Genomic DNA, 23,829 nt, shown 5'->3' with positions numbered 1-23,829 from the left:
TTTTCACCTCAATCCATATCTTTCTTTAATTTTTTAATTGTATCTCGAAGTGATGCTGCTTGTTCAAAGTCCAATTGTTTAGCTGCTTCTCGCATTTCATCACTTAAGTTTTTAATGATTGCTTCTTGTTCTTTATAACTCATTTGTTCAAAGTCTGTTTCTGCAAATGGTTTCTTTTTATTGTACTTATCGTCTTCATCTTGTTTGTAAGCAGAGATTGCCTTTGAAACGGGTTTGATAATCGTTTTAGGCGTAATATGATGTTCTTTATTATAGGCGATTTGAATTTTACGACGACGAGAAGTTTCATCCATTGCGGCTTGCATCGAATCAGTCACATGGTCAGCATACATAATAACGTGTCCATTTTCATTTCGGGCAGCACGACCAATCGTTTGAATAAGCGAACGCGGATTCCGTAAGAAACCTTCCTTATCAGCATCCAAAATGGCAACTAACGAAACTTCCGGCACATCAATTCCTTCCCGAAGCAAGTTAATCCCAACTAATACATCAAATTTACCTAAACGCAGATCACGAATAATCCGAGTCCGTTCCAGGGTTTTAATGTCACTGTGAAGGTAACGTACCTTAATTCCTAGATCTTTCAAATAATCAGTCAAATCTTCTGACATCTTTTTCGTTAGAGTAGTAACAAAAGTTCGCTGATTTTTCTTAATTCGGTCGTTAATTTCCCCGACCAAGTCATCCATCTGGTCTTTAGTTGGACGAACTTCAACCGTTGGATCTAAGAGTCCGGTTGGTCGAATGATTTGTTCTACTACTTGACTACTATGCTCTAATTCATAAGTACCCGGGGTAGCTGACATATAAATCACTTGATGAATGTGTTTTTCAAATTCGTTAAAATCCAACGGACGATTATCGTAAGAACTGGGTAATCTAAATCCATAATCAATTAATTGTTTTTTCCGTGCCTTATCCCCTTTAATCATTCCGTGAACTTGGGGGAGAGTTTGGTGAGATTCATCCACAAACATCAAAAAATCTTTGGGGAAGAAATCCAGCAATGTATATGGTGGTTCACCTGGTTTTCGGCGATCCATGTAACGAGAATAATTTTCGATTCCCGTGGTATAGCCCATTTCCCGCATCATTTCGATATCATAATTAGTTCTCTGTTTGAGTCGTTGGGCTTCAAGTAACTTTCCATCTTTTTCCATGGCGGCCACTTGCTTTTCCAAATCAGTTTTGATTTCTGGTAACGCAACATCCATCACTTCATCATTGGTCAAGAAATGAGTAGCGGGGAAAAGTGTGACTTGCTCTGGATTTCCCAGTACTTCCCCCGTTAATGTATTAACTTGGGTAATTTTATCAATTTCATCCCCAAAGAATTCAATCCGATAAGCATTTTGGGTTCCAGAAGCTGGAAAGACTTCTACCGTATCCCCGTGCACCCGAAAACGACCACGATCAAAATCAATATCGTTCCGTTGGAATTGAATGTTAACTAGTTTTCGGAGTAAGACATCCCGTTCCATTTCTTCACCAACGTGCAAGGTAACCGTATGATCTTGGTATTCTTTCGGACTACCTAAACCAAAGATTGAGGAAACGGAAGCCACTACAATCACATCATTTCTTGATAATAACGCACTTGTCGCAGCATGCCGAAGTTGATCAATTTCATCATTGATAGATGCATCTTTTTCAATGTAAGTATCACTAGAAGGCACATATGCTTCTGGTTGATAATAGTCATAATAACTAACAAAATATTCAACCGCGTTATTGGGAAAAAACTTTTTTAATTCTGTATATAGTTGTCCCGCTAAAGTTTTATTATGTGCCAATACTAAGGTGGGCCGATTCTGATCTTTAATGACATTCGCCATCGTAAAGGTTTTACCAGTCCCCGTGGCTCCTAGTAAAGTTTGTTCTTTGTCGCCGGCGGCTAAGCCTTGGTCTAATTTTTCAATCGCCTTCGGTTGATCACCGGTTGGTTGATAATTTGACACTAAGTCAAATTTTTTGTGTGATTTTGTAACCATTTTATACCTCTTTTTCCATTCGTAAGCGGGAATATTTCCCCATAATAGTATTATCTTAGCATACGAACATACTTTCGCCAAATAAAAAGTAAACAAAAAGAAGTCGTCGCAAGACCACTTCTTAATTTACCTTATTTATTTGATTTTAAACCTTCCACGTAATCAAAAACGCCTTGGCCGGCAATTCCACCATCGCCGACAGCAGTTGTAATTTGACGAAGGTGTTTCTTACGCACGTCACCAACCGCAAAAATTCCAGGAACCTTAGTTTCCATTAGTTCGTTGGTATCAATCCAACCTGCTTCATCAGTAATTCCAATGTTTCTAAAAGCAGCTGTCATTGGTAAAATTCCCACGTAGACAAATACTCCGGCTGCAGGAACGGTTGTTTCTTCGTTAGTTTCGTTATTTTTAATTTTAACTCCAGTAACTTTACGCTCATTACCTTCAATTTCTTCAACGGTACTGTTCCAAATGAAATCGATATTATCACGGTCAAAAGCACGTTCTTGTAAAATTCGTTGGGCCCGTAATTGGTCACGACGATGAACTACCGTAACTTTAGCAGCAATATTAGCAAGGTAAGTTGCTTCTTGAATAGCAGAATCTCCCCCACCAACGACAATTACATTTTCACCTTTGAAGAAGGCACCATCACAAACGGCACAATAAGAAACCCCGCGACCACCAAATTCTTTTTCACCAGGTGCACCCAGTTTACGATATTCAGAACCAGAAGCAATCACAACTGCGGGAGCTTCGTATTCAGCATCAGCCGTTTTCACGATTCGTTTGTCACCATCAATTTCAATTCCAGTCACTTCACCATAACCGTATTCAACTCCAAATTGCGTACTGCTTGCATACATTTTTTCGGATAAATCTGGTCCTAAGACTGACTTAAAACCAGGATAATTTTCAATTTCAGCGGTATTATTCATTTGCCCACCGTAAACACCACGATCAAGCATTAAAACTGATAGTTCAGCCCGTGAAGCATAAAGGGCGGCTGTCATTCCAGCAGGTCCAGCACCAATTACAATCACATCATATTTTTTTGTCATCTAAGGGCCTCCGTTTATTTAATAGTTAATTTTTCTAATTCTTTAATTACTAAATCATAATTAGGTTCATGTGATACTTCATGTACAAGTTGTTCGTAAACAATTTTACCGCTAGGATCAACAATGTAGACTACCCGAGCCAAGTGATCAAAGCAAGGAATATAAAGATGCATAGCTTTTCCAAATGAGCCATTGGCATCAGATAAAATTTCCATCCCATCAGCATCATGCGCTGCACACCAGTTTTTTTGGTTCGCAACGGGATCATTAGAAACGGTAACAAATTTAATTCCCTTAAAATCACTAGCTACTTGATTAAAATGTGCTGTTTCTAAACTACAAACATCAGTTTCCAAACTTGGAACCACACTCAATAAAGTATATTGCCCCTCTAAGTCTTTAGTCGTAACCGTTTTTCCTTCGGCATTCGTTAAAGTGAATTCGGGTAAAAAGTCATCAAAATGAAGTTGATCATTACCCATTTTAGAACCAAAATCTTCGCCACCAATTGTTAATTTCATAATATTTTCTCCTCAATTTTTCTTTACTGCCATTATATTACCACATCTACTTACTTTTGTTTAGTAATGTGATTAAAAAGAGATACTGGATGAGCAGTATCTCTCTTATCAAACTTATTTTTCTAATTTATCAGCTAATTCAATGATATAAGCCTTTAAGTCATCACTTAAATCGTCACGACGTAGGGCAAATTCGATGTTAGTTTCCAACCAACTGAGCTTGTTACCAGTATCGAAACGGTCACCTTTGAATTCATGAGCATAAACTTTTTGCGTTTTGTTCAAAGTATCAATGGCATCCGTTAATTGAACTTCGTTACCCTTACCTGGTTTAGTTGTTTCCAAAACATCCATAATTTCAGGAGTAAATAAGTACCGACCAATGATGGCTAAATCACTTGGGGCATCTTCTGGCGCAGGTTTTTCCACGAATTGTTTAACGTCGTACATGCCGTCGCTAACTTCTTCAATCGGGTCAATTACCCCGTATTTTACGGTTTCTTCATGAGGGACCCGCATCACAGCGAGGGTTGAAGCACCTGATTTTTCGTAACTATCAATTAATTGCTTCGTTAACGGAACTTTGTCAGTCATCAAATCATCACCGAGCATTACGACGAATGGATCGTTACCCACAAATGTTTTGGCAGTTAAAACTGCATCACCAAGTCCTTTCGGATAAGCTTGCCGAATGAAGTAAATGTTCATATCATTCGTTTTTCGTACAGCTTCAAGCATGGCATCTTTACCTTTTGCTTCTAAGTTTTGTTCTAACAAATAATTTGATGAGAAATGATCTTCAATTGACCCTTTTCCCGAACCAATTACGATTGCTAAATCAGTGATGCCTGACGCTTTAGCTTCTTCCACGATGTATTGAATCGTAGGCGTATCAACGATTGGTAGCATTTCTTTCGGTACGGCTTTCGTTTCTGGCAAGAACCGGGTTCCTAAACCAGCAGCGGGAATAATTGCTTTTGTAACTTTTTTCATATTTTTATAAACTCCTATGTATTATCCGATTTCAGAGCGGCCTTCACGTGTCATTAATTTCGCAATGGCATCTTTAACCGTTTCTTCATTATTTAATACCGAATGAATTGCATTGGTAATGGGCATTTCTACGCCACGTTCTTTGGCTAAATCATAAGCGGCTTCACTCGTCGCAATTCCTTCAATTACCATGCCCATGTCGGCCACAATTTCATCAAGTTGTTTTCCTTTACCTAATTGATAACCAGCACGCCAGTTCCGTGAATCTTGACTAGTAGCAGTCACAATCACGTCACCCATTCCAGATAATCCGGTAAAGGTCATGGGGTTAGCACCAAACGACACGCCTAAACGAGAAATTTCCGCTACACCACGAGTCATTAAAGCAGCTTTCGCATTATCACCATAGCCTAATCCATAAAGAGCACCTGCTCCTAAGGCGATGATGTTCTTCAATGCACCCCCAAATTCAACCCCAATTATATCATTGTTGGTATAAACTCGGAAATAATCATTCATAAACAAAGTTTGAAAATGTTCGGCAGATTTCAAATCTTCACTAGCCACCGTGATTAAAGTTGGGTCATGTTTGGCAACCCCTTCAGCTTGACTAGGACCAGAAATAACCGAAACCGTTTTCCGATTTTCGGGACTAATTTCTTCTTCCAAAACAGTTGAAATCCGAGCAAAAGTTCCCTTTTCTAGTCCTTTACTACCATGAATAATGTAAGGTTTAAGGCCTTTTTTGGCTAAAATTTGGTTAACGACTTTGGCAACTGAACGTGTTGCTTGTGATGGGACGATAAATAAAACATCGTCCACGCCATCCAAGGCTTCTTCTAAAGAATCGGTTGCTTTCATGGATTCAGGAAAAGTGAAATCCTTTAAGTAGCGTGAATTAGTATGCTTCGTGTTAAATTCTTGCACTTGTTCTGGATTACGGGCATATAAACGAACATCATTTCCATTTTGATGAAGAATGTAAGCTAGCATACTTCCCCATGAGCCAGCACCTAATACAGCAATTTTTTCAGTCATTTGTTACTCCTTTAATTTTGGTAGTCATACCAAACTAGATTATTAATTTTATGGCGACGATAAATTATCAATCCCATTGCTCCAAAGAACAATAAAATGGATAAAATTTGTGAAATTCGTAAGGGTCCGAGCATTAAACTATCAGTTCGCATCCCTTCAGTGAAGAAACGACCAAACGAATACCACATTACATAAGTCAGAAAAATTTCTCCCCGTTTAAATAATTTATCAGAATGACGCATAATCATCAAGAGCGCAAAGCCCGATAAATCCCAAACTGATTCATATAAAAACGTTGGTTGCCGATAAAAACCATCAATCAACATCTGTTGAATGATAAAATCTGGCAAATGCAAATGTTTTAAAAAACTAAGTGAAGTAACTGCCCCAAAGGCTTCTTGGTTCATAAAATTACCCCACCGCCCAATTCCTTGTGCCATGATGACCGTGGGGGCTGCAATATCAAAAATTTGCCAAATGTTTAAACCATGCTTTTTACAGAACCAGTACATAAAGATTCCACCACCCAGCAAAGCTCCATAGATGGCAATCCCCCCGTCCCAGATGGCAATGATTTCATCAGGATGTTGGGCATAATATGACCATTTAAAAACTACATAATAGCATCGGGCTGAAATAATCGAAATTGGAATCGCCCATAAAATTAAATCATAGAGAGCATCTTCGTTTAATTTTTGGCGGCGCGCTTCTTTCATCGATAAATAAACTGCAATTAAAACTGCTGATGCAATCAAGATTCCATACCAGCGAATGTGAAATGGTCCGAGGTTCAGCGCAACTGGATTTAAAACTAACATGTTTCCCACTATTTATCATCCTTCTTTGCTTCTTCGCTATGATCTTTAATTAAGGTATTTAATTGATTATCAAAGACGTCCATGGCATTATAACCCATTGAATTAGCTCTAAAGTTCATCGCAGCAGTTTCAATAATGATGGCTAGGTTACGACCTGGTTTAACGGGAATGTTTAACTTTTTCACATCCACATCAAAGATTTGCACGGAATCTTTATCAGTCCCCAATCGATCATATTTGGTATCTTTATCCCAAATATCTAGATGCACAATTAAATCGACCTTAGTTTCAGAACGAACGGCTCCTGCTCCAAATAAGGTCATGACATCAATAATTCCGATTCCCCGAATTTCCAGTAAATGGCTCAAAATTTTAGGAGCAGTTCCAATTAAAGCTTGTTCGTCTTGTTGATAAACTTCAACTCTATCATCTGCAATTAGTCGGTGGCCCCGTTTCACTAGTTCAAGTGCTGTTTCACTCTTACCAATCCCAGATTCACCAGTAATTAAAACTCCTAAACCATAAACTTCCACCAAAACTCCATGAATTGATTTCCGCGGAGCTAACTTAGCTTCCAAAAAGTCAGTCATGTTACTCAAAACTCGAGAAGTATTGAGCTTTGATTCTAAAATCGGAATATGGGCCCTTTTACAAGCATTCACCAATTCAATGGGTGGTTCAATATCAGTCGAAATTACAAAGGCTGGCGTATCAGGCTGACACATTTTAGTCATATCTTCTGCTAATTCTTTTTCTGGTAAATGTTTAGCAAATGACGTTTCCGTAATTCCTAACAATTGAATTCGTTCGGAAGGATAATAATCAAAATAACCGGTTAATTCCAGTCCAGGACGGGAAATATCACTGGTGGTAATCGGACGATCTAAATATTCTTTACCCCAAAAAACACTAAGATGGGTATTATCAACTAATTCTTTGACACTCACACTTCTAGTCATAAAATTTCCTCCTCTAATTTAGTTCAATTTTAGCACTTTTACTCACTAAAATAGCTGGTAATTACATAGTTACAAAGCGACATCAAGAGTGAGACCACGAAAACGACGCCAAAAGAAGAGAAGTGAAAATCACTTCCAATTAACCAAGCTGTCATTTCTAAAATTCCGGCATTGATCACAAAATTAAATAACCCAAATGTTAATAAATTAATCGGTAGAAATAATAAACTTAAAATTGGTTTGATGAAAATCTCCAAAATTGTCAAAATAATTGATGCACCTAACGCAACGGTCCAATTTCCTAAGAAGAATTGAGCCGGAAATAAACCTGAAAATGCGATAAATAAAATAAAATTGAGTAAAGTACGGCTAAAAAATCTCATAATTAACTCCTAAATAATTTAATAAAAAAAGAGCCCTTTCAGGCATCTTTCCTATTCAATGGGAAATGTAACAATTCCAATCTCATGAGGAGCATCGGCAAAAATTGCAGTTTCTTTTAATTCCAAGCGACCATCACGGTTTTTAATCTTTAAACGGCAATAAGTCGGATTATTTTGTAATGCTTGATAGAGTTGGTTTTCATTTCGCACCGGTTGACCATTAACTTCTTGAATCAGATCACCAATTTTTAGATTCATTTTACTAGCGGGCGTGTTAGCTTTGACCCCTAATACTCTGATTCCATCAACTGACTGCTCTACTTGCGTATCTTTTTGATCAACTTTTTTGTAATAATGTAAAACTAGCCAGTAGGACAAGCCAATTAATAAGACGGCGGCTAAATCAAATAACGCATTTTTCCAAAGAAAAGCGTCTAAGGTAAGGCCTAAACTCAACCAAACTAACCAGCCAATTGCTTTGGTAATTTTCTTTAGCGTTTTTTCTGACATTTGCCCTAAAAACTTAAAGTTAAACCCAATCAAAACGGGGACCACTAAAATGGATAATTTAACTCCAAAGATTTTAAAAATGGGCCAAAATGCACTAGTACTCGTAAATAAATCACCAGGAACAAACAATACCAATGGCACGACGGTTAATTTATCAAACAAGTATGAAGCAACCTTATTTCCCCGGACATTTTTTTGAATAATTGGTGAAACAAAAGATTTTACGTTTAATTTTAAGAAAAGATATTGGAGCACCATCATGACCGTAATAAGGGCTAAAAAGTCCATATTCATGGAGGTGTGTTCTGGTAAAAAGTTGTAGAAATTACCAGAAAGAATTAGGTAAAGGAATTGATCGCCTAACAGAACTAAGACGATGATTGAAATTAACATTAAAGTAAACGGAAACATAAGTCCGGGAATCAATAAGCCAATGGTTGCCAATCCTTCATAGAGAAAGACCCATGAATAATTGACCTCAATTCCAAGCAATGACGTTAAGAATGAACCCACGATTCCTAAAACGATTAAGGCAATCACAAAAGTTCTAATTTCGGTATGATGGGGATTAATCGCGCTATCAAATAACTTTCGTTCTCGGTTAACCCGCCGGCGATAAGTTAAATAGGTTCTAATCAACCCTAACCAGAAAACTGGCATGATAAAGAAAAATAAAATGTTAACTGCTAATTGCATAATTGTCACCTTTATTAGTTGTTTTGTTTTAACTGCCACTGTAAGTAATCATTAATAAATGGGTTTAAATCCCCATCCATCACTGCTTTTCCGTTAGCAGTTTCGTGTCCAGTACGATGATCTTTCACCATCGTATATGGATGAAAGACATACGAACGAATTTGCGAGCCCCAACCAATCTCGAGTTGTTTCCCCTCAATTTTGGCTTTTTCGGCGGCCTTCTTTTCTTCTTCTAACTCGTACAACTTTGATTTTAACATATTCATGGCGGTCACTCTATTTTGAAGTTGTGAACGTTGCGCCTGACTTGAGGTCACAATTCCCGTTGGTAAATGGGTAATCCGCACAGCCGAGGAAGTTTTATTAATGTGTTGTCCCCCCGCTCCACTTGAACGGAAAACATCAATTCGTAAATCATCTTGGTTAATCTCAACGTTGACGGTTTCGTCAAGTTCGGGCATCACATTTATTGAAGCAAACGAAGTATGGCGACGGCCAGCCGAATCAAATGGTGATAACCGAACTAAACGATGAATCCCTTTTTCGGACTTTAAATAACCGTAAGCATTTTGGCCCTTAACCGTAAAAGTTACACTACTAAGCCCCGCCACTTCGCCGGGTTGATAATCATCAACTTCGACTTTGAAATTATTTTGGTCAGCCCATCTAGTATACATCCGCAATAACATTTCGGCCCAATCTTCAGCTTCCGTTCCACCGGCACCCGGATGAATTTCCACAATCGCGTTATTGCGGTCATATTTACCGTTCAGTAACAGATTCAATTTATAGTTTTGCACGTGCTTTTCCACGTTCGCTAAATTTTCGTTGAATTCTGTTTCTAATTCAGCATCAGCCTCCGTTGAAATTAAATCTAACGTGACTTCTAAATCTTCATACTCTTCAACTAATTGGTGAAAAGTATCATATTTTGCTTTTAGGGCATTATTTTCATCAATCACTTTTTGTGCCTGCTTTTGATCATCCCAAAAACCAGGTTCAGCCATCTTACCTTCATTAATCGAAATTGATTCATTTAGGTGATCTAAGTCAAAGAGACCCCCTAAAGTCATCAATGGCTTTTTTTATCTCAGCAACTTTTGCTTTTTGTTCACTTAATTCCACGATTATTCCTCCGCTCAAAAAAAGGAGAACCTTTAGTTCTCCGTTTTTTATCTTTGAATATTTTGTCTAATTTCTGCTTTCATAAACAAACGAGTTACCCCGTAATCAATGTCCGCTACCATTTCTTCAAACATCCGTGAACCTTCACGTTGATATTCAACTAAGGGGTTTAATTGACCGTATCCCCGAAGTCCAATTGATTCACGCAATTGATCCATGGCATCAATATGATCAGTCCAATGTGAATCAACTACTCGTAAAATAACAACCTTTTCAAATTCTAGTAGTTGCGCTGGATCAACTAATTCTTGTTCTTTTTCTTCGTATTGTTTTTCAGCTAAGTCAAATAAGTAGGCCTTAATTTCAGCAGCTGACTTACCTTCTAAGTCCCCTAAACTAATTTCGTTGGGACTTACTAAAGAACTTGTCGCAAAATCAAGAATCGTTGAAAGGTTCCAATCCTTTTGGTCACCTTGCGTGTGTAAATCGACGATGTGATCAATGGTACGTTTAATCATAGGCATGATTACCCACTTCAAGGATTGTTTTTCTTCGATAACGCGGTTCCGTTCCCCATAAATCACATCACGTTGTTCTGACATGACGTTATCATATTTCAACACGTTTTTCCGGGAGTCATAGTTATTACCTTCAACCCGTTTTTGGGCTGATTCAACTTGTTTAGTAATCATGCGACTCCGAATTACGGCATCGTCATCTTCAACTTTAAGGGTTTTTAAAACGTTTTTAATCCGATCTGAACCAAAACGACGCATTAAATCATCTTCAAGAGAAAGATAGAATTGAGAGTACCCAGGATCACCTTGACGTCCGGCCCGTCCTCGAAGTTGATTATCAATTCTTCGTGATTCGTGACGTTCAGTCCCAATTACGGCTAAACCACCGACTTCAATCACACCCGGTCCCAATTTAATATCAGTTCCCCGTCCGGCCATGTTGGTAGCAATCGTAACTGCTCCTTTTTGACCAGCATTGGCAACGATATCTGCTTCTTTTGCGTGGTTTTTAGCATTCAAAACTACATGTGGAATCTTTTCTTGATCCAAACGTTGGGAAAGATATTCTGAAGTCTCAACGGCCACCGTTCCTAATAGAATTGGTTGTCCGCGATGATGAAGTTCCTTAATTTTATCAATTACCGCATCAAATTTTGATTGTAGCGTTGGGTAAAGCACATCCGCTTCATCAATTCTGACAACTGGCTTGTTAGTTGGAATTGAAACAGCGTTCATATTGTAAATTTCACGAAATTCTTCTTGTTCAGTCTTAGCAGTCCCAGTCATTCCGGCTAGTTTCCGGTAACGTCTAAACAAGTTTTGGTAAGTGATGTTAGCCATCGTCTTACTTTCTTCTTGAATGGTAACTCCTTCTTTAGCTTCTAGCGCTTGGTGAAGTCCATCTGAGAAACGACGCCCTTCCATAATTCGACCAGTAAAGGAATCCACAATTAAAACTTCGTCGTCTTTGACCACGTAGTCTTTATCAAGTTCCATGACGTAATTAGCCCGTAAGGCTTGGTCAATATGGTGGGTTAACGCAGTATTATCGGTATCATAAATGTTCTTTAAGTTGAAGAATTTATCAGCTTTGCGAATTCCCGTTTCGGTTAATGAGACCGTCTTCGTTTCCAAATCAACTTTGTAATCAGTCGTAGCCGTTAATGTCTTGGCAAATTGGTCAGCTTGTTTGTACATTTCGTTTGCACCACGAGCTTGTCCCGAAATAATCAAAGGTGTCCGAGCTTCATCAATTAAAATCGAATCTACTTCATCAACTAACGCAAAGTTCAAAGGACGTTGCACCCGGTCTTCTTGGTAAACAACCATGTTATCCCGAAGGTAATCAAATCCAATTTCACTGTTAGTTGAGTAAGTAATGTCAGCGTTATATGCAGCCCGTTTTTCTTCCGGATTCATATCGGCTTTATTAACGCCCACCGTTAAGCCAAGCCAATTGTAAAGTTGGCCCATTTGTTCAGCATCACGAGCTGAAAGGTATTCGTTAACCGTCACCACGTGAACCCCTTTACCAGAAAGAGCATTCAAATAAACTGGCATGGTCGCTGTCAACGTCTTACCTTCCCCGGTTTTCATTTCAGCAATGTTACCTTCATGTAACACAACTCCACCCATGATTTGTACTCTAAAGGGAGTCAACCCAAGAACTCGATGAGCACCTTCACGAGCTACTGCAAAGGCTTCAGGAAGTAAATCATCTAATGATTCACCAGCTTGATAACGTTGTTTAAATTCTGCTGTTTTTGCTTGTAATTGTTCATCACTTAACTGACTGTATTGTTCTGAGTAAGCACTAACACGATCAGCAATTTTACCGAGTTGTTTAATGCGACGTTTATCGCTTTCAACCCATTTTTTTAATACATTCGCCATCTACAATTTTCTCCTAATAGTACGCTTTTTTATTTTTAAATTTAAGTAGTTAACTTTAATTTTAACATTTTATTGAAATAATTAAAAATTTGATTAGTTCAATAAAATTTTTAATTTTCGGTGGTAATCAAGCCGTAATTTTCGTCTTTACGGCGGTAGACAATATCTGTGGTTCCATTATCAACGTCTTTAAAGATATAAAAATCATGGCCCAACAAATCCATCCGCAAAATGGCTTCGTCAGAGGTCATTTTCTTTAACGGCACCCGTTTTTTCCGGACAATTTTAAACTTACTATCGTCCGTCTGGGTTTCTTTGAAAATGCCACTTTCACCGTGAACCTCAGATTTTTCGTTAATCCGTGCCTGATACTTTTCAATTCGGGCTTGAATGTGAGTAGTTGCTGCGGCAATACTTGCGTGAGATTCTGAAGCACTAGCTTCACCGCGAAGTAATAAGAAAGGAAAAATAATCGTTATTTCAGCTTTGACATTGCCATTCTTAAAACCAAACAAATTAACGTGTGCGACGGCACTGACGTCTGCGGCAAAATAAGGATCCAATTTTGCCATTTGTTCCGTTACATAACTCCGAAGGTCGTCTGTAATTTCAACATCATCGCCTCTTAGATTATAAGATAACATTTCATCGCTCCTTTCGGCTAGTTTAAGTCGATTCTAATTTATCATCTATCTTCTATTATAGATAATAAAACCCGAAATAACAATTAATCAGCGGGCTAAAGTAATGCTTCGTACTGATTTAGCTCCCTGTTCTCGTAATAATTGAGCGGCATAATGTAAGGTGGTCCCCGTCGTATAAACATCATCAACAATCACAATTTTTTGTCCTTGAATTTGCGATGTAATCTTTGGATTTAGTTCAAAGGGCTGCATCGTATTAATTCGAGCGGCCCGCCCTTTTTCGGATTGGTCTTGTGCTTTGGGCTTGGCAATCAAGGCGTCTAGATAAGTGACCTCACTAAGCATCCCCGTCACTTGATTAAAATGCCGTTTTGCTAGCGTAGCTTTTGTAATTGGAATCGGAATGACGAGTTCATCTTTTTGGATTAATTTTTTAAACTGATACCGAAATAAGTGCCGTAGTCGATAATCACCTTTAAATTTATAGCGTTCAAAATATTCCTGGATAATGCCATGATAAGGAAAAAGTGCTTGGTTAAGTAGTTGATTTTTCTGAGCCAGCCATTTTTCACAATCCTGACAGCGCTGCGTGGTCGTTTGAAAACGGCCACAATCACAACATCGGGGATGATTTAAAGGTAGCGTAAATTTAGCTTCACATTGCTCACACAAAATCTGAGGAAGAAACGGTTTGAAGCTTAAAATAAAATGAATTTTTAAAGTGGCGTTTAAGAAGCCACCACACCAGCGACATTTATCCAAGGGCTTGCCCCCGCCGATTCATTTCCTTAATTTGGTTTCGCGCTTCCGCGACATTATTAGCATAATTTCCGATGTAACAATCAACGTCACCCGTGGGACGACTGGCTTTTCGCCCGACTCGTCCAGCAATTTGCACTAAAGAAGCCACGGAGAAAACCCGCTCATCCCCACCAAAAATAATCACATCAATGCCTGGGAATGTCACACCGCGTTCTAAAATGGTCGTGGTAATCAAAAATAATAATTTTTCGTCACGCATCGCTTGCACTTTTTCCATCCGTTTCTCATCAGCGGAATACACCGTGTCCCAACATTTCTTTCCTTGATATTTTTTAGTTAACACCGCATCCACCACCTGTAAATCTCGAATCCGCGGCACAAATAACAAAAACCGCTGTCCCTGCTCAATTTTTTGGAAAACCTTTTTAATTACCTTGGTGGGAATTTTGCCAGCGTAGATCTTACGTTTCCAATTAAAGCAAAAATGAAGCTTAATTTGGGGCAATAAATGACGATGAAAGCGTAACGGTAGGTAACAAATCTCAAATTGTTTCCGTAAAGTTAGACTTGGGGTCGCCGTCATCAACAAACGGGAACCCGTTTTTTTAACTGCCCGACCCGCTGCCATCTGTAACGAATGATTATTCGCATACGGAAAAGCATCCACTTCATCAATGATTAAGACGTCGAAGGCCGCTTTGAATTTTAATAATTGGTGCGTCGTACAAATCGTTAGTTGCCGATATTGATAGGCTTCTTCGCTTTTTCCGTGTAATAAAATCATACTGGTATTGGCAAACGCCGCCTGGTAACGGGGAAAAAGCTCGACACAAACATCTACTCGAGGTGACGCAATACAGACCCGTAATCCCTTAGCTAAGGCCCACGCAATTCCAGCAAAGGAAATCTCGGTTTTTCCGGCTCCCGTTACCGCCCATAATAATTTATCTGCATGCTTTTGAAAGGCTTGGACAATTTCAGTCGAGCAGCTTTTTTGTAAATCAGTTAACTGCCCGGTCCAAGTTAAAACGGGCTGAGTCACCTCAAATTGATTACGGCCTGGTAAATGAGCTAACCGCATCGAACTATCTAGCCGCCCTAAATTCAAACATTGATAACAAAAATAATTTCCATCCTGTAAAGCGGCTTCAGATTTTTCACAATCACTGTCACATCTAGTACAATGGATACTAGTCCGATTTATCGTAATGGCTGGCTGAAAGACTACCGTTGGATCTTTTAAATCCAAGCTTTCAGCATCATTCACTGGAATTAATCGACCAATTAAATCTAATTTATTCATCAAATCACCTCAATTTTAAATACGTATTTAAGGAAAATAAAATGAAAAATAAATTTTTAACCATTGCCCAGCAAGGCACCCATGAAATTGATATCAAAAAATCGAAGTTTATCGCAAACGTCAAACGTGTTAATAGCGAAGCCGAAGCCAAACTGTTCATTGAAACCATTGTGGCACAGCATAAAAAAGCAAATCATAATTGTTTTGCCTATTTAATCGGAGAAACTGACAATATTCAACGGGAAAGCGATAATGGCGAACCCAGTGGAACGGCTGGCGTCCCCATTTTAGAAGTTCTCAAAAATAATCAGCTTCACGATACCATAATTGTCGTAACGCGTTATTTCGGAGGAATTAAACTCGGAGCAGGTGGCTTAATTCGGGCTTACAGTAATTCCGCTTCGCAAGTAATTGAAAAAGTCGGCATTGTCGAAAAATTATTACAAACGCAAATTGACTTAAGCATTTCTTACCCGCTCAATGATAAATTGCAGTATTATTTAAAAGCTCACCATTTCAACATTTTAAACGTCGAATACGGTAGTGCAGTTAAAGTTAGTACGGCAGTGCTCACGGCTGACATTGACCAATTCAAAACGGACATCAATAATCTGTTAGCTGGCAACGTCGAAATCCAAACGGGCGCTGAATCGTATTTTGAAGTTCCCTATCAAGCAAAGGAGTAACTCATGGCAAAATCAACCAAAAAACACGATAATTTTAATTTTAAAAGTTTCATTACTTTAATTCGGCAAACTAAGCCTCAATACTGGCAACTGTGGATTGGACTAGGTCTTGGCTTAATGGCAACGTTAGTCCAATTGTTTGTTCCAAAAGTCGCTCAATCAATGGTTAATAATTTTTCCAAAGGTGTGAGTGGAACTTTAATTGGTGGCGTAATTGCCCTTTTTATCATTAGTGCTCTCGTCAATGCCCTATCAGGAACCTTGTTAGGTTTCTTTGGCGAAAACGTCGTCGCTAATTTAAGAAAACTTTTATGGAATAAAATCCTTCGTTTTCCCGTTAACTATTTTGATAATGCTAAAACCGGGACGTTAACTTCACGCCTAGTCAATGATTCTGACCAAATTAAAAACCTCTTGTCCGTTTCCTTTCCCAGTTCCGTTACCTCCATTTTTCAATTAGTCGGGGCCTTAACCATCATGTTATTTATGGATTGGCGGATGACCTTGATTATGTTCACCGCGGTTCCGTTAGTCATGTTGGTAATGCGCCCTTTAATGCGTAAAACACGGCAAGTCGGACGGCAACGCCAAGATGAACTAGCTGATTTTTCAGGTAAAGCCGAAGAAACTTTAAATGAAATCCGTTTAGTTAAATCTTCCAACGCAGAAAATTATGAGGCTAAAACGGGAAATCAGATGGTCAACAACCTCTACAAAATTGGATTAAAAGAAGCCATCTATGACTCAATTGCTAGCCCTTTGATGGGAACCGTCATGATGGCTTTAATGGTGGGCGTGCTCGCCTATGGTGCTCATCGGGTTGCTACTGGGACAATGACAATTGGCACGATGTTTGCTTTCTTAATGTACCTTTTTCAAATCATTGGACCAGTCAGCATGATGGCCCGCCTCTTTACTGATTTATCCAAAGCTAACGGGGCGACTGACCGAATTCAAGAGCTAATGAATGAATTGGAAGAAGACTTCACTGCTGGTCAAATTTACGATGTCGCGGGCAAACCTCTTCAAATGAACCACGTTAATTTTGCCTATGAAAAAAGCCAACCAATCTTAAAAGACGTGAGCTTTACTGCGAAACCCAATTCGACCGTCGCCTTCGTCGGTCCTTCTGGAAGTGGTAAATCAACGATTTTTAGTCTGATTGAACGTTATTATCAACCGACTGCCGGAACGATTACAATTGGTGAAATGGAAATTGATAAAATTAGTCTAGCAGATTGGCGGAAACAAATTGGGTTTGTTTCCCAAGACTCAGCAATTATGGCTGGGACGATTCGCCATAACTTAACTTATGGACTAGATGATCAATACTCCGATGAACAACTTTGGCACGTCCTTAAGCTCGCTTATGCAGATGGGTTCGTCAAGGAAATGTCAGAGGGCCTTGATACACAAGTTGGTGAACGTGGAGTCAAAGTGTCGGGTGGACAACGGCAACGGCTAGCGATTGCCCGAGCCTTCCTACGTGATCCTAAAATTTTAATGCTTGATGAAGCAACAGCAAGTCTAGATTCTGAATCAGAAGCCATGGTCCAAAAAGCTCTTAGTCAATTAATGAAGGGTCGGACTACCCTCACCATTGCTCATCGATTGAGCACCATTGTTGATTCAGATGATATTTACTTCATTGATCATGGAAAAGTTTTAGGTCATGGAACTCATACTGAATTACTCAAAGAATTACCGCTTTACCAAGAATACGTACGGATTCAATTTAAACAATAAAAATGCAGCAAAAAGACGTTCGTCAATCCGACGAACGCCTTTTTTAATTTTGTAAATGATAGTTAAACGTTGACACAATGATATTTTGCCGCGAGTTCAAAGCTGCTCTTAACTTCAAACCAGTTTGGTTATGAAGTACTTGTTGCCAATGGTGCTTAGGCACAAATTGTGGTACTAAGACCGTTGTTGAGTAGTCTCTCGCATCATCTTTTCGAGCCACAACGTCACAGAACCGAATGACCGGACCATTAATGGAACGATAAGAAGTATGAATGTTAACAAACCGGATATTAGGATATTCCGCTTTGAATTTTTCTTCGTTTTTCTTTTCGTGTTCTGGATTAGAATCCATGGAAACATGAACGGCTACCACTTCATCCCCAATTGATTGGGCATAGCTAAGGGCTTCCCGAGTCACTTGGGTAACGTTCCCAACTAGGACTAAGACGGTAGACCCAACAAAGTGCCGTGGTTCTTGCTTTTCAAACTTATTTTTAACCCGAAGTTGTTTTGCCACCCGAATATAGTGGTTATGAATTCGGTAAAACAAGGTCAAAAGCAATGGCATAAAGACCAAGTATGGCCAAACGTCTTTGAAATGAAGAGCGAACAAGAAGAGCACTAAACCAAGTGAGATAAAGGCTCCGATAAAGTTAATGAAAATCTTACCAGGCCAAAATCCGTCTCGTTCCCGTAACCAGTGAATAATCATTCCTGATTGAGACAAGGTAAATGGAACGAAAACCCCAACGGCATAAAGTGGAATCAAGAGATTCGTTTTCCCGTTAAAGACAATAATTAAAGCAATTGCTCCAATTGCCAAGGAAATAATTCCATTTGAATAACCTAACCGATCCCCTTTGTCTAAGTAAGCATGAGGAAGGTATTTATCTTTGGCCATGTTATAAGCCAAAATTGGGAAAGCGGAGAATCCAGTGTTAGCGGCAACTGCTAAAATTAATGCGGTCGACATTTGGAGAAGATAGTAGAAAATTCCGTGGCCAAAAACGCCAATCCCGATTTGAGATAAAACTGTATCTTTCGCACTTGGAATAATTCCCATGTAGTAACTTAGGAACGTAATTCCTGAGAAAAATGCTGCTAAAATGATTGCCATTAACGCTAACGTATTCGCTGCGTTTTTTCGCTTAGGCTTTTTAAAGTTTGGTACGGCATTACTGATGGCTTCAACCCCAGTTAAGGAAGCTGAACCGGATGAGAACGCCTTGAAGAATAACACTAAGGTCATCCCTTGCACAGAAGCATTCAGTGGGGCATAAGCGTGATACATAATCTTCCCAGTCAAGATGTTGTAAGCACCCAAACCAATCATGAAGACAATCATGAAGATGAAGAGATAAACCGGAATCACTAAGAACGCCGCTGAATCTTTCATGCCTCGTAAGTTCAAAATCATGATAGCAATTACAATGACAATCGCAATTGGCACTTGATAATTGTACAACGCGGGAATCGCTGAGGTAATCGCTTCCGTTCCAGAAGTCGTGGAAACCGCCACCGTTAGCATATAATCAACTAACAACGATCCCCCGGCCACTAGTCCAGTCGCTTCACCCCAGTTGGTTCTGGCAACCACGTAAGCTCCCCCACCAGATGGGTAAGCGTAAATAATTTGTCGGTATGACAAAGTAATGGCTGCCAATAAAACTAGGACTAGTAAAGCGGCCCACATTTGGTACATCAAAGCTGCGGTTGATAACGTAATCAAGACCGCGGTAATTTGTTCGGTACCATAGGCAACTGATGACAAGGCATCAGATGACAACAATGCTAATCCTTTAAATTTAGTTAATGACTGTCCTGACTCATCAGTACTTTTGAGCGGACGTCCGATAATCAATCTTTTTAAATATCGCCACATGAAACTTGCTCCTATTTAATAATTAATTTGTATTTTCAACATGGTGTTAATTGTACTACAAATCTTTACGAAAAAAAAAGAAAGCTCGCAAAAAATTGAGCTTTCTTTCAGCAATCAATCCATAATAAAGGCACATAAACAAAAAATGCAGATTATAAATGACTGATTTAATAAATAATTTCTCAAATTTGTTTATTCATCTTTTTTGAATTCATATTTTTTGTAGGTCTTTACAACTAAAATTGAATAATCATCATTCATATCTGGAATTGAATTGTTTTCCTTTTTAATTAACCCTTCAATTACATTTTTAAATGGTTGCCTTTTTTCGTTAGTTTTCTTACTCCACTTATTTAAATACATAACTGGATTTTGAGCAGTCCAATCTTCGAAAAAATCATTAAAATCTTTTAAAGCATCACTATCACTATAATCATAAAGTATCGCTTTTTCTTTAAATCTAATTCTATTACTTGTTTCTAAGTGGTCAAATTTTTTAATAAGATAAATTGAAATAATCTTTTTATCCATTGAAAGACCAATCAAAATTTTAACTTTTTCAGCATTTTTACGATTGATTACCCAATCACCTAAAATATAATTATGAAGTGCTAAATTACCACCATCTTCCAATTTTTTCAGACTATTATCATTAGAAATATCATCAGAAGAATTAGAAATGGTTTTAACAAAATTTTCTAATTCTGGAAAACATTCTATTATCTTACTTTTAGTATCTATAAATTTTTCATTATTTATAATATCACGCAGTAATTGCTGGTTAAGGAGATCTTCCTTTTTTGCACTATCAACTTGAATTTTATCTCTATACTTGTCAACATTTTCATACTGATAAAAAATTTTAACTATGCTCTTAAAAAGTTCATCATTCAAATTTAATTCTAAAGACTCATTTTGTATCCTGTAATATACATCTGTTAAAGGACCAACAGCTCTTTCCCTCGCTAATACAACTTTTTCATTAAAGTTTTCAATTTCTCTGTCAATCTTGTCATTTTCTTTTTCATTTGCCCTTATACGTTCTTCTTTTAGTTTTTCAGCTTTTCTATAGGCCTTTTCTTTTTCTTTTTCAATTGCTCTTGCATGTTGCTCTTTTTCTTTTTCAGCTTTTCTCTCAGCCTTCTCTTTATTTTTTTGTTCATTATCTGCATCCATTTGAAAAAATGCAACTCCAACAGAAATTATTATTGCAATAATTGGTGGAACGGCTGTCCAATAATTCTGCCAATTTTCAGTAGATTTACTAAACTTTAAAATCCAAAATAACGATAAAATAATCACGGCAAATGCAACTATCAAACTTATATTAAACTTTTTGGATTTCTTTGAACGTAAAAATTTCATAATAAACTCCATCATTTTCCAAAATTTAAAATACAAAAAAAGTTAGACAATGAAGCCTAACTTTCTTTTTCAATTGTGACTAGTTTTCTTTACGGAACTTGAAGAAACTACCTAAGCCCAACAATAAGCTAGCAAGTACTGCTAAAATTCCACTAATTGTTAATCCCGCATTACTACTTTGACCAGTTTGTGGTAAAGCATTGTCTTGATTATCAGCTTTGGCAGCATGACGTGGTACATAATTGTCATCAGCAACCGTTGTTGTATTAGTATCATCGCTAAAATGACGTCCCGCAGGTTGATCTGTCACTTGGCTGACCTTATTATTTGTACTTGCAGATTCTGCAGTAGTTTGACTACCATTATCAGAAGCAACTGGCCCGTTATGACCCATGTTATCGCTTGTTGCAGGTTTAGTATCACTAGGTTTTGCATTATTTGCAGGTGTTACAACACCATTATGTCCAGTATTACTTGGGTTTACTGGTGTATCTTTGCTACCATTATCATTTGGTGTTACTGGTGTTACTGGTGTTACTGGTGTTGCAGAGGTATTCTTACCACCGTTATCATTTGGTGTTACTGGTGTTGTTGGTGTATCTTTACCACCATTGTCACTTGGAGTAACTGGGGTAGTTGGTGTGGCTTTACCGCCATTATCGTTTGGTGTAACTGGGGTAGCAGGTGTATCTTTGCTACCATTATCACTTGGAGTAGCTGGTGTGTCGCCATTATGTCCAGTATTATCCCCTGGTGTAGGAGTAACATTACCATTATGACCAGTGTTACTTGGGGTTACTGGTGTATCTTTGCCACCATTATCGTTTGGTGTGACTGGTGTATCCTTACCACCGTTATCACTTGGATTAACTGGATTACTTGGTGTGTCACCGTTATGTCCAGTATTATCACCATGAGTTACGGGGTTACTTGGTGTATCTTTACCAGCATTTTCTAAGTTGTTAATTGCTTGTTGCTTAGCAGTAATATCATTTTGTAATGCTGTATTTTGAGCTTGTAAGCCTGCAATTTCAGTATTTAATGAATTAATTGCTGCTTGAGCATCATTAGCTTTACCATCACGAGTTGCTTGAGCACTTTGAAGTTGAGCAGCTTGCGTAGCAGCGGTATTTTTGATGGTACTTTGGGCATCATTATAAGCATTTTGGTCTGCTTGACTTAATTTAGCTCCATCAAATGATACATTTGCTTTTTCACCATTTAACTTATTAATTTGTGATTGTAAACTAGCAGATTTTTGTTGTAATTGTGCTAGTTGACCTTGTAATTGTGACCTTTGGCTTTGTAATTGAGCAATCTTGGCTGAATTATCAGTAGCAGTACTATTAATTGGTCCCATATCAGCATATTGTTTGATTCGGTCCATCATGTTAGTCTTACTACTTGCGTTGGGGTCATAGTTGAAATCAAAGGTGAAATCATAAAAACCATTACTCAATAGTTTAAAACCAAATGCTCCATCCCATTTACCATCCATTAAGTAGTTTTCACGATGCCCCCAGTTTGAATCAGCATCATCATTCATCATGGACATCATACTTTGTAATGCATTGTAATAAAGATCCATCATACTAATACTATTCATACCATCTGCATCAAAATATGCTAAGTTTTCATATTGGTCACTACCAAAAGCCGAAATAATATCAGATTTAGTATGAGTAATATTTTCAGCTGATGGTTGAGCCGCTCTGACTTGTGCTCGATCATACTTATCAGTGGTCATTGTCATAGGTTGTAAACCACGAGCTTCACGGGTGTTATTTAAAGTGTTCATTAGCATAATTGCTAATTCTTCTTTTTGTTGGTCGGTCATCCCCGTTTGTGGATTAACTTGGTCAATTTCAAATAGTGGTTTATATTTATCACCATAGTAATTAACAACACCATTAGGAATTCGTTGACTTTTATCATTATCTGGGGTGACATAAATCATATCAGCAACCCCGTTCCCATTATTAGGTTGGGTTGGATCTTTTACAGCTGGGTTCCAAAGATTATCTTGAGCCGTGTTTTGTAACAAGCTCTTATCTTTATCTAAAGTACTGTAACCACCAGGAACATTGGAGTTGGCGATTTGAAGTTGATTAGGATTAGTATTTGGTTGATTTTGTAGTGAACTAATTTGACTATCAACATCTTTAAGCTTACCTTGAGTATCTGCGGCTTGTGCATCAGTAGCATGCTTTTGGTTTTGAGATGCGTCAATTTGATTTTGAATATCAGTAGTGGCAGCTGCTTTTTCTTTGTTTTCTAAAGCACTAGTCGTTTGTTGTGCTTGAGCAGTTGTATCTGCCGCATGTTTATTAATTTCAGTGGCTGCCTTATCATAATCAGCATTGGCATCATTAACCTTTTGCGTTTGTGCGGCTACTTGTGATTGGTCAGCAGCAATCTTGCTGTTATTATCAGCAATTTGGTTTTTATCACTGTTGATTGCTTGATTATCTTGGTCAATTTGGGCCTGATTAGGATTGGTACTTGTTTGTTCAGCTACTTGCGTAGTTGGGGTTACATTAGTATCAGCAAAAACACTATTTCCACCGATGACTAATCCACCGACCATAAAGGTGGTAGCCGCAGCTACGCGTACCCAAGCGTGTTTCGTCTTGATTAATTTGTAACGTTGTTTTCTTTCCATGGTTTTTTTCTCCTATGTATAACTTATTAAAAACTAAATAATATTTTAGTTTATTTGCTTTAGTGTACCCCCCCCCCCGACCAAAAAAGTCAATATCAAAAAACAAAAAAATTCAGCTTTTGTCATTATTTTTCAAACAACAATTCTAAAGTCAAACCCAAAAAGCATAAAAAATTATTACAACACAGAAAGAAGCCGTGAACTAAAAATTCACGACTTCTTTTTTGTGATTTATAAAAAAGAAAG

Annotated in this window: 19 protein-coding genes; 2 read left to right on the top strand and 17 right to left on the bottom strand. The window is 38.2% G+C overall.

Annotated features, from left to right (window positions below):
• Positions 1–8: 8 nt before the first annotated feature.
• From uvrB to ACEPSS_RS05145, 14 genes are all read right to left on the bottom strand, one after another.
• Positions 9–2,015, bottom strand: a complete 2,007-nt coding sequence (gene uvrB, locus ACEPSS_RS05210; RefSeq protein ID WP_395318016.1) for an excinuclease ABC subunit UvrB — start codon at positions 2,013–2,015, stop codon at positions 9–11.
• Between the two features lie 131 nt (positions 2,016–2,146).
• Positions 2,147–3,079 (bottom strand): thioredoxin-disulfide reductase, encoded by a 933-nt coding sequence (gene trxB / locus ACEPSS_RS05205; protein ID WP_395318014.1) that lies wholly within the window; start codon positions 3,077–3,079, stop codon positions 2,147–2,149.
• Between the two features lie 14 nt (positions 3,080–3,093).
• Positions 3,094–3,600, bottom strand: a complete 507-nt coding sequence (locus ACEPSS_RS05200) for a peroxiredoxin (RefSeq protein WP_395318012.1) — start codon at positions 3,598–3,600, stop codon at positions 3,094–3,096.
• A 114-nt stretch (positions 3,601–3,714) separates the two neighbouring features.
• On the bottom strand, positions 3,715–4,593 hold the full coding sequence (gene galU, locus ACEPSS_RS05195; protein WP_395318010.1) for a UTP--glucose-1-phosphate uridylyltransferase GalU: 879 nt from the start codon (positions 4,591–4,593) through the stop codon (positions 3,715–3,717).
• Between the two features lie 21 nt (positions 4,594–4,614).
• Positions 4,615–5,631 (bottom strand): NAD(P)H-dependent glycerol-3-phosphate dehydrogenase, encoded by a 1,017-nt coding sequence (locus ACEPSS_RS05190; protein ID WP_395318008.1) that lies wholly within the window; start codon positions 5,629–5,631, stop codon positions 4,615–4,617.
• Between the two features lie 11 nt (positions 5,632–5,642).
• Positions 5,643–6,449 carry a prolipoprotein diacylglyceryl transferase gene (lgt, locus tag ACEPSS_RS05185; protein ID WP_395320500.1) on the bottom strand — a complete coding sequence of 269 codons (807 nt, stop codon included), beginning with the start codon at positions 6,447–6,449 and terminating at the stop codon, positions 5,643–5,645.
• Positions 6,450–6,457: 8 nt separating this feature from the next.
• The gene (gene hprK, locus ACEPSS_RS05180; RefSeq protein WP_395318006.1) at positions 6,458–7,408 is read right to left on the bottom strand and encodes an HPr(Ser) kinase/phosphatase; all 951 of its coding nucleotides are present in this window, start codon (positions 7,406–7,408) and stop codon (positions 6,458–6,460) included.
• Positions 7,409–7,446: 38 nt separating this feature from the next.
• Positions 7,447–7,791, bottom strand: coding sequence for a phage holin family protein (locus ACEPSS_RS05175; RefSeq protein WP_395318005.1), 345 nt, complete (start codon positions 7,789–7,791; stop codon positions 7,447–7,449).
• 51 nt (positions 7,792–7,842) lie between these two features.
• A complete protein-coding gene (locus tag ACEPSS_RS05170) occupies positions 7,843–8,997 on the bottom strand; it encodes a PDZ domain-containing protein (RefSeq protein WP_395318003.1) in 1,155 nt (384 codons plus the stop codon).
• 14 nt (positions 8,998–9,011) lie between these two features.
• A protein-coding gene (prfB, locus tag ACEPSS_RS05165) for a peptide chain release factor 2 (RefSeq protein ID WP_395318001.1) occupies positions 9,012–10,122 on the bottom strand; the annotation gives its coding sequence in 2 pieces (ribosomal slippage) (positions 9,012–10,049 and positions 10,051–10,122; 1,110 coding nt in all).
• A gap of 47 nt (positions 10,123–10,169) precedes the next feature.
• Positions 10,170–12,533, bottom strand: coding sequence for a preprotein translocase subunit SecA (secA, locus tag ACEPSS_RS05160; RefSeq protein ID WP_395317999.1), 2,364 nt, complete (start codon positions 12,531–12,533; stop codon positions 10,170–10,172).
• A 110-nt stretch (positions 12,534–12,643) separates the two neighbouring features.
• A complete protein-coding gene (hpf, locus tag ACEPSS_RS05155) occupies positions 12,644–13,177 on the bottom strand; it encodes a ribosome hibernation-promoting factor, HPF/YfiA family (RefSeq protein WP_395317998.1) in 534 nt (177 codons plus the stop codon).
• 87 nt (positions 13,178–13,264) lie between these two features.
• Positions 13,265–13,939 (bottom strand): ComF family protein, encoded by a 675-nt coding sequence (locus ACEPSS_RS05150; RefSeq protein WP_395317997.1) that lies wholly within the window; start codon positions 13,937–13,939, stop codon positions 13,265–13,267.
• Positions 13,932–15,242, bottom strand: coding sequence for a DEAD/DEAH box helicase (locus ACEPSS_RS05145; protein ID WP_395317996.1), 1,311 nt, complete (start codon positions 15,240–15,242; stop codon positions 13,932–13,934). Before ACEPSS_RS05145 ends, ACEPSS_RS05150 begins: the two co-directional genes overlap by 8 nt.
• 41 nt (positions 15,243–15,283) lie before the next feature.
• Here ACEPSS_RS05145 and ACEPSS_RS05140 point away from each other — a divergent pair, with 41 nt between their 5' ends.
• Complete coding sequence (locus ACEPSS_RS05140) at positions 15,284–15,928, top strand: YigZ family protein (protein ID WP_395317995.1); 645 nt, start codon at positions 15,284–15,286, stop codon at positions 15,926–15,928.
• A 3-nt stretch (positions 15,929–15,931) separates the two neighbouring features.
• Positions 15,932–17,674 carry an ABC transporter ATP-binding protein gene (locus ACEPSS_RS05135; RefSeq protein ID WP_395317994.1) on the top strand — a complete coding sequence of 581 codons (1,743 nt, stop codon included), beginning with the start codon at positions 15,932–15,934 and terminating at the stop codon, positions 17,672–17,674.
• Between the two features lie 43 nt (positions 17,675–17,717).
• On the opposite strand, the gene ACEPSS_RS05130 is transcribed toward ACEPSS_RS05135, so the two are convergent.
• The 3 genes from ACEPSS_RS05130 to ACEPSS_RS05120 all read right to left on the bottom strand — a co-directional run bounded on the left by ACEPSS_RS05130 (position 17,718) and on the right by ACEPSS_RS05120 (position 23,583).
• A complete protein-coding gene (locus tag ACEPSS_RS05130; protein ID WP_395317993.1) occupies positions 17,718–19,556 on the bottom strand; it encodes an APC family permease in 1,839 nt (612 codons plus the stop codon).
• 192 nt (positions 19,557–19,748) lie between these two features.
• Positions 19,749–20,921 (bottom strand): hypothetical protein, encoded by a 1,173-nt coding sequence (locus ACEPSS_RS05125; protein ID WP_395317992.1) that lies wholly within the window; start codon positions 20,919–20,921, stop codon positions 19,749–19,751.
• Positions 20,922–21,000: 79 nt separating this feature from the next.
• Positions 21,001–23,583, bottom strand: a complete 2,583-nt coding sequence (locus ACEPSS_RS05120) for an SEC10/PgrA surface exclusion domain-containing protein (RefSeq protein WP_395317991.1) — start codon at positions 23,581–23,583, stop codon at positions 21,001–21,003.
• Between the last annotated feature and the right edge of the window lie 246 nt (positions 23,584–23,829).

The organism is Fructilactobacillus frigidiflavus (assembly GCF_044054575.1).
Classification (GTDB): domain Bacteria; phylum Bacillota; class Bacilli; order Lactobacillales; family Lactobacillaceae; genus Fructilactobacillus; species Fructilactobacillus frigidiflavus.
This window is presented reverse-complemented; position numbering and strand designations above follow the sequence as displayed.

Coding starts and splice junctions, on each gene's coding strand:
- uvrB (WP_395318016.1), bottom strand. CDS start 2,015: ATGGTTACAAAATCACACAAAAAATTTGACTTAGTGTCAAATTATCAA.
- trxB (WP_395318014.1), bottom strand. CDS start 3,079: ATGACAAAAAAATATGATGTGATTGTAATTGGTGCTGGACCTGCTGGA.
- ACEPSS_RS05200 (WP_395318012.1), bottom strand. CDS start 3,600: ATGAAATTAACAATTGGTGGCGAAGATTTTGGTTCTAAAATGGGTAAT.
- galU (WP_395318010.1), bottom strand. CDS start 4,593: ATGAAAAAAGTTACAAAAGCAATTATTCCCGCTGCTGGTTTAGGAACC.
- ACEPSS_RS05190 (WP_395318008.1), bottom strand. CDS start 5,631: ATGACTGAAAAAATTGCTGTATTAGGTGCTGGCTCATGGGGAAGTATG.
- lgt (WP_395320500.1), bottom strand. CDS start 6,449: ATGTTAGTTTTAAATCCAGTTGCGCTGAACCTCGGACCATTTCACATT.
- hprK (WP_395318006.1), bottom strand. CDS start 7,408: ATGACTAGAAGTGTGAGTGTCAAAGAATTAGTTGATAATACCCATCTT.
- ACEPSS_RS05175 (WP_395318005.1), bottom strand. CDS start 7,791: ATGAGATTTTTTAGCCGTACTTTACTCAATTTTATTTTATTTATCGCA.
- ACEPSS_RS05170 (WP_395318003.1), bottom strand. CDS start 8,997: ATGCAATTAGCAGTTAACATTTTATTTTTCTTTATCATGCCAGTTTTC.
- secA (WP_395317999.1), bottom strand. CDS start 12,533: ATGGCGAATGTATTAAAAAAATGGGTTGAAAGCGATAAACGTCGCATT.
- hpf (WP_395317998.1), bottom strand. CDS start 13,177: ATGTTATCTTATAATCTAAGAGGCGATGATGTTGAAATTACAGACGAC.
- ACEPSS_RS05145 (WP_395317996.1), bottom strand. CDS start 15,242: ATGAATAAATTAGATTTAATTGGTCGATTAATTCCAGTGAATGATGCT.
- ACEPSS_RS05140 (WP_395317995.1), top strand. CDS start 15,284: ATGAAAAATAAATTTTTAACCATTGCCCAGCAAGGCACCCATGAAATT.
- ACEPSS_RS05135 (WP_395317994.1), top strand. CDS start 15,932: ATGGCAAAATCAACCAAAAAACACGATAATTTTAATTTTAAAAGTTTC.
- ACEPSS_RS05130 (WP_395317993.1), bottom strand. CDS start 19,556: ATGTGGCGATATTTAAAAAGATTGATTATCGGACGTCCGCTCAAAAGT.
- ACEPSS_RS05125 (WP_395317992.1), bottom strand. CDS start 20,921: ATGAAATTTTTACGTTCAAAGAAATCCAAAAAGTTTAATATAAGTTTG.
- ACEPSS_RS05120 (WP_395317991.1), bottom strand. CDS start 23,583: ATGGAAAGAAAACAACGTTACAAATTAATCAAGACGAAACACGCTTGG.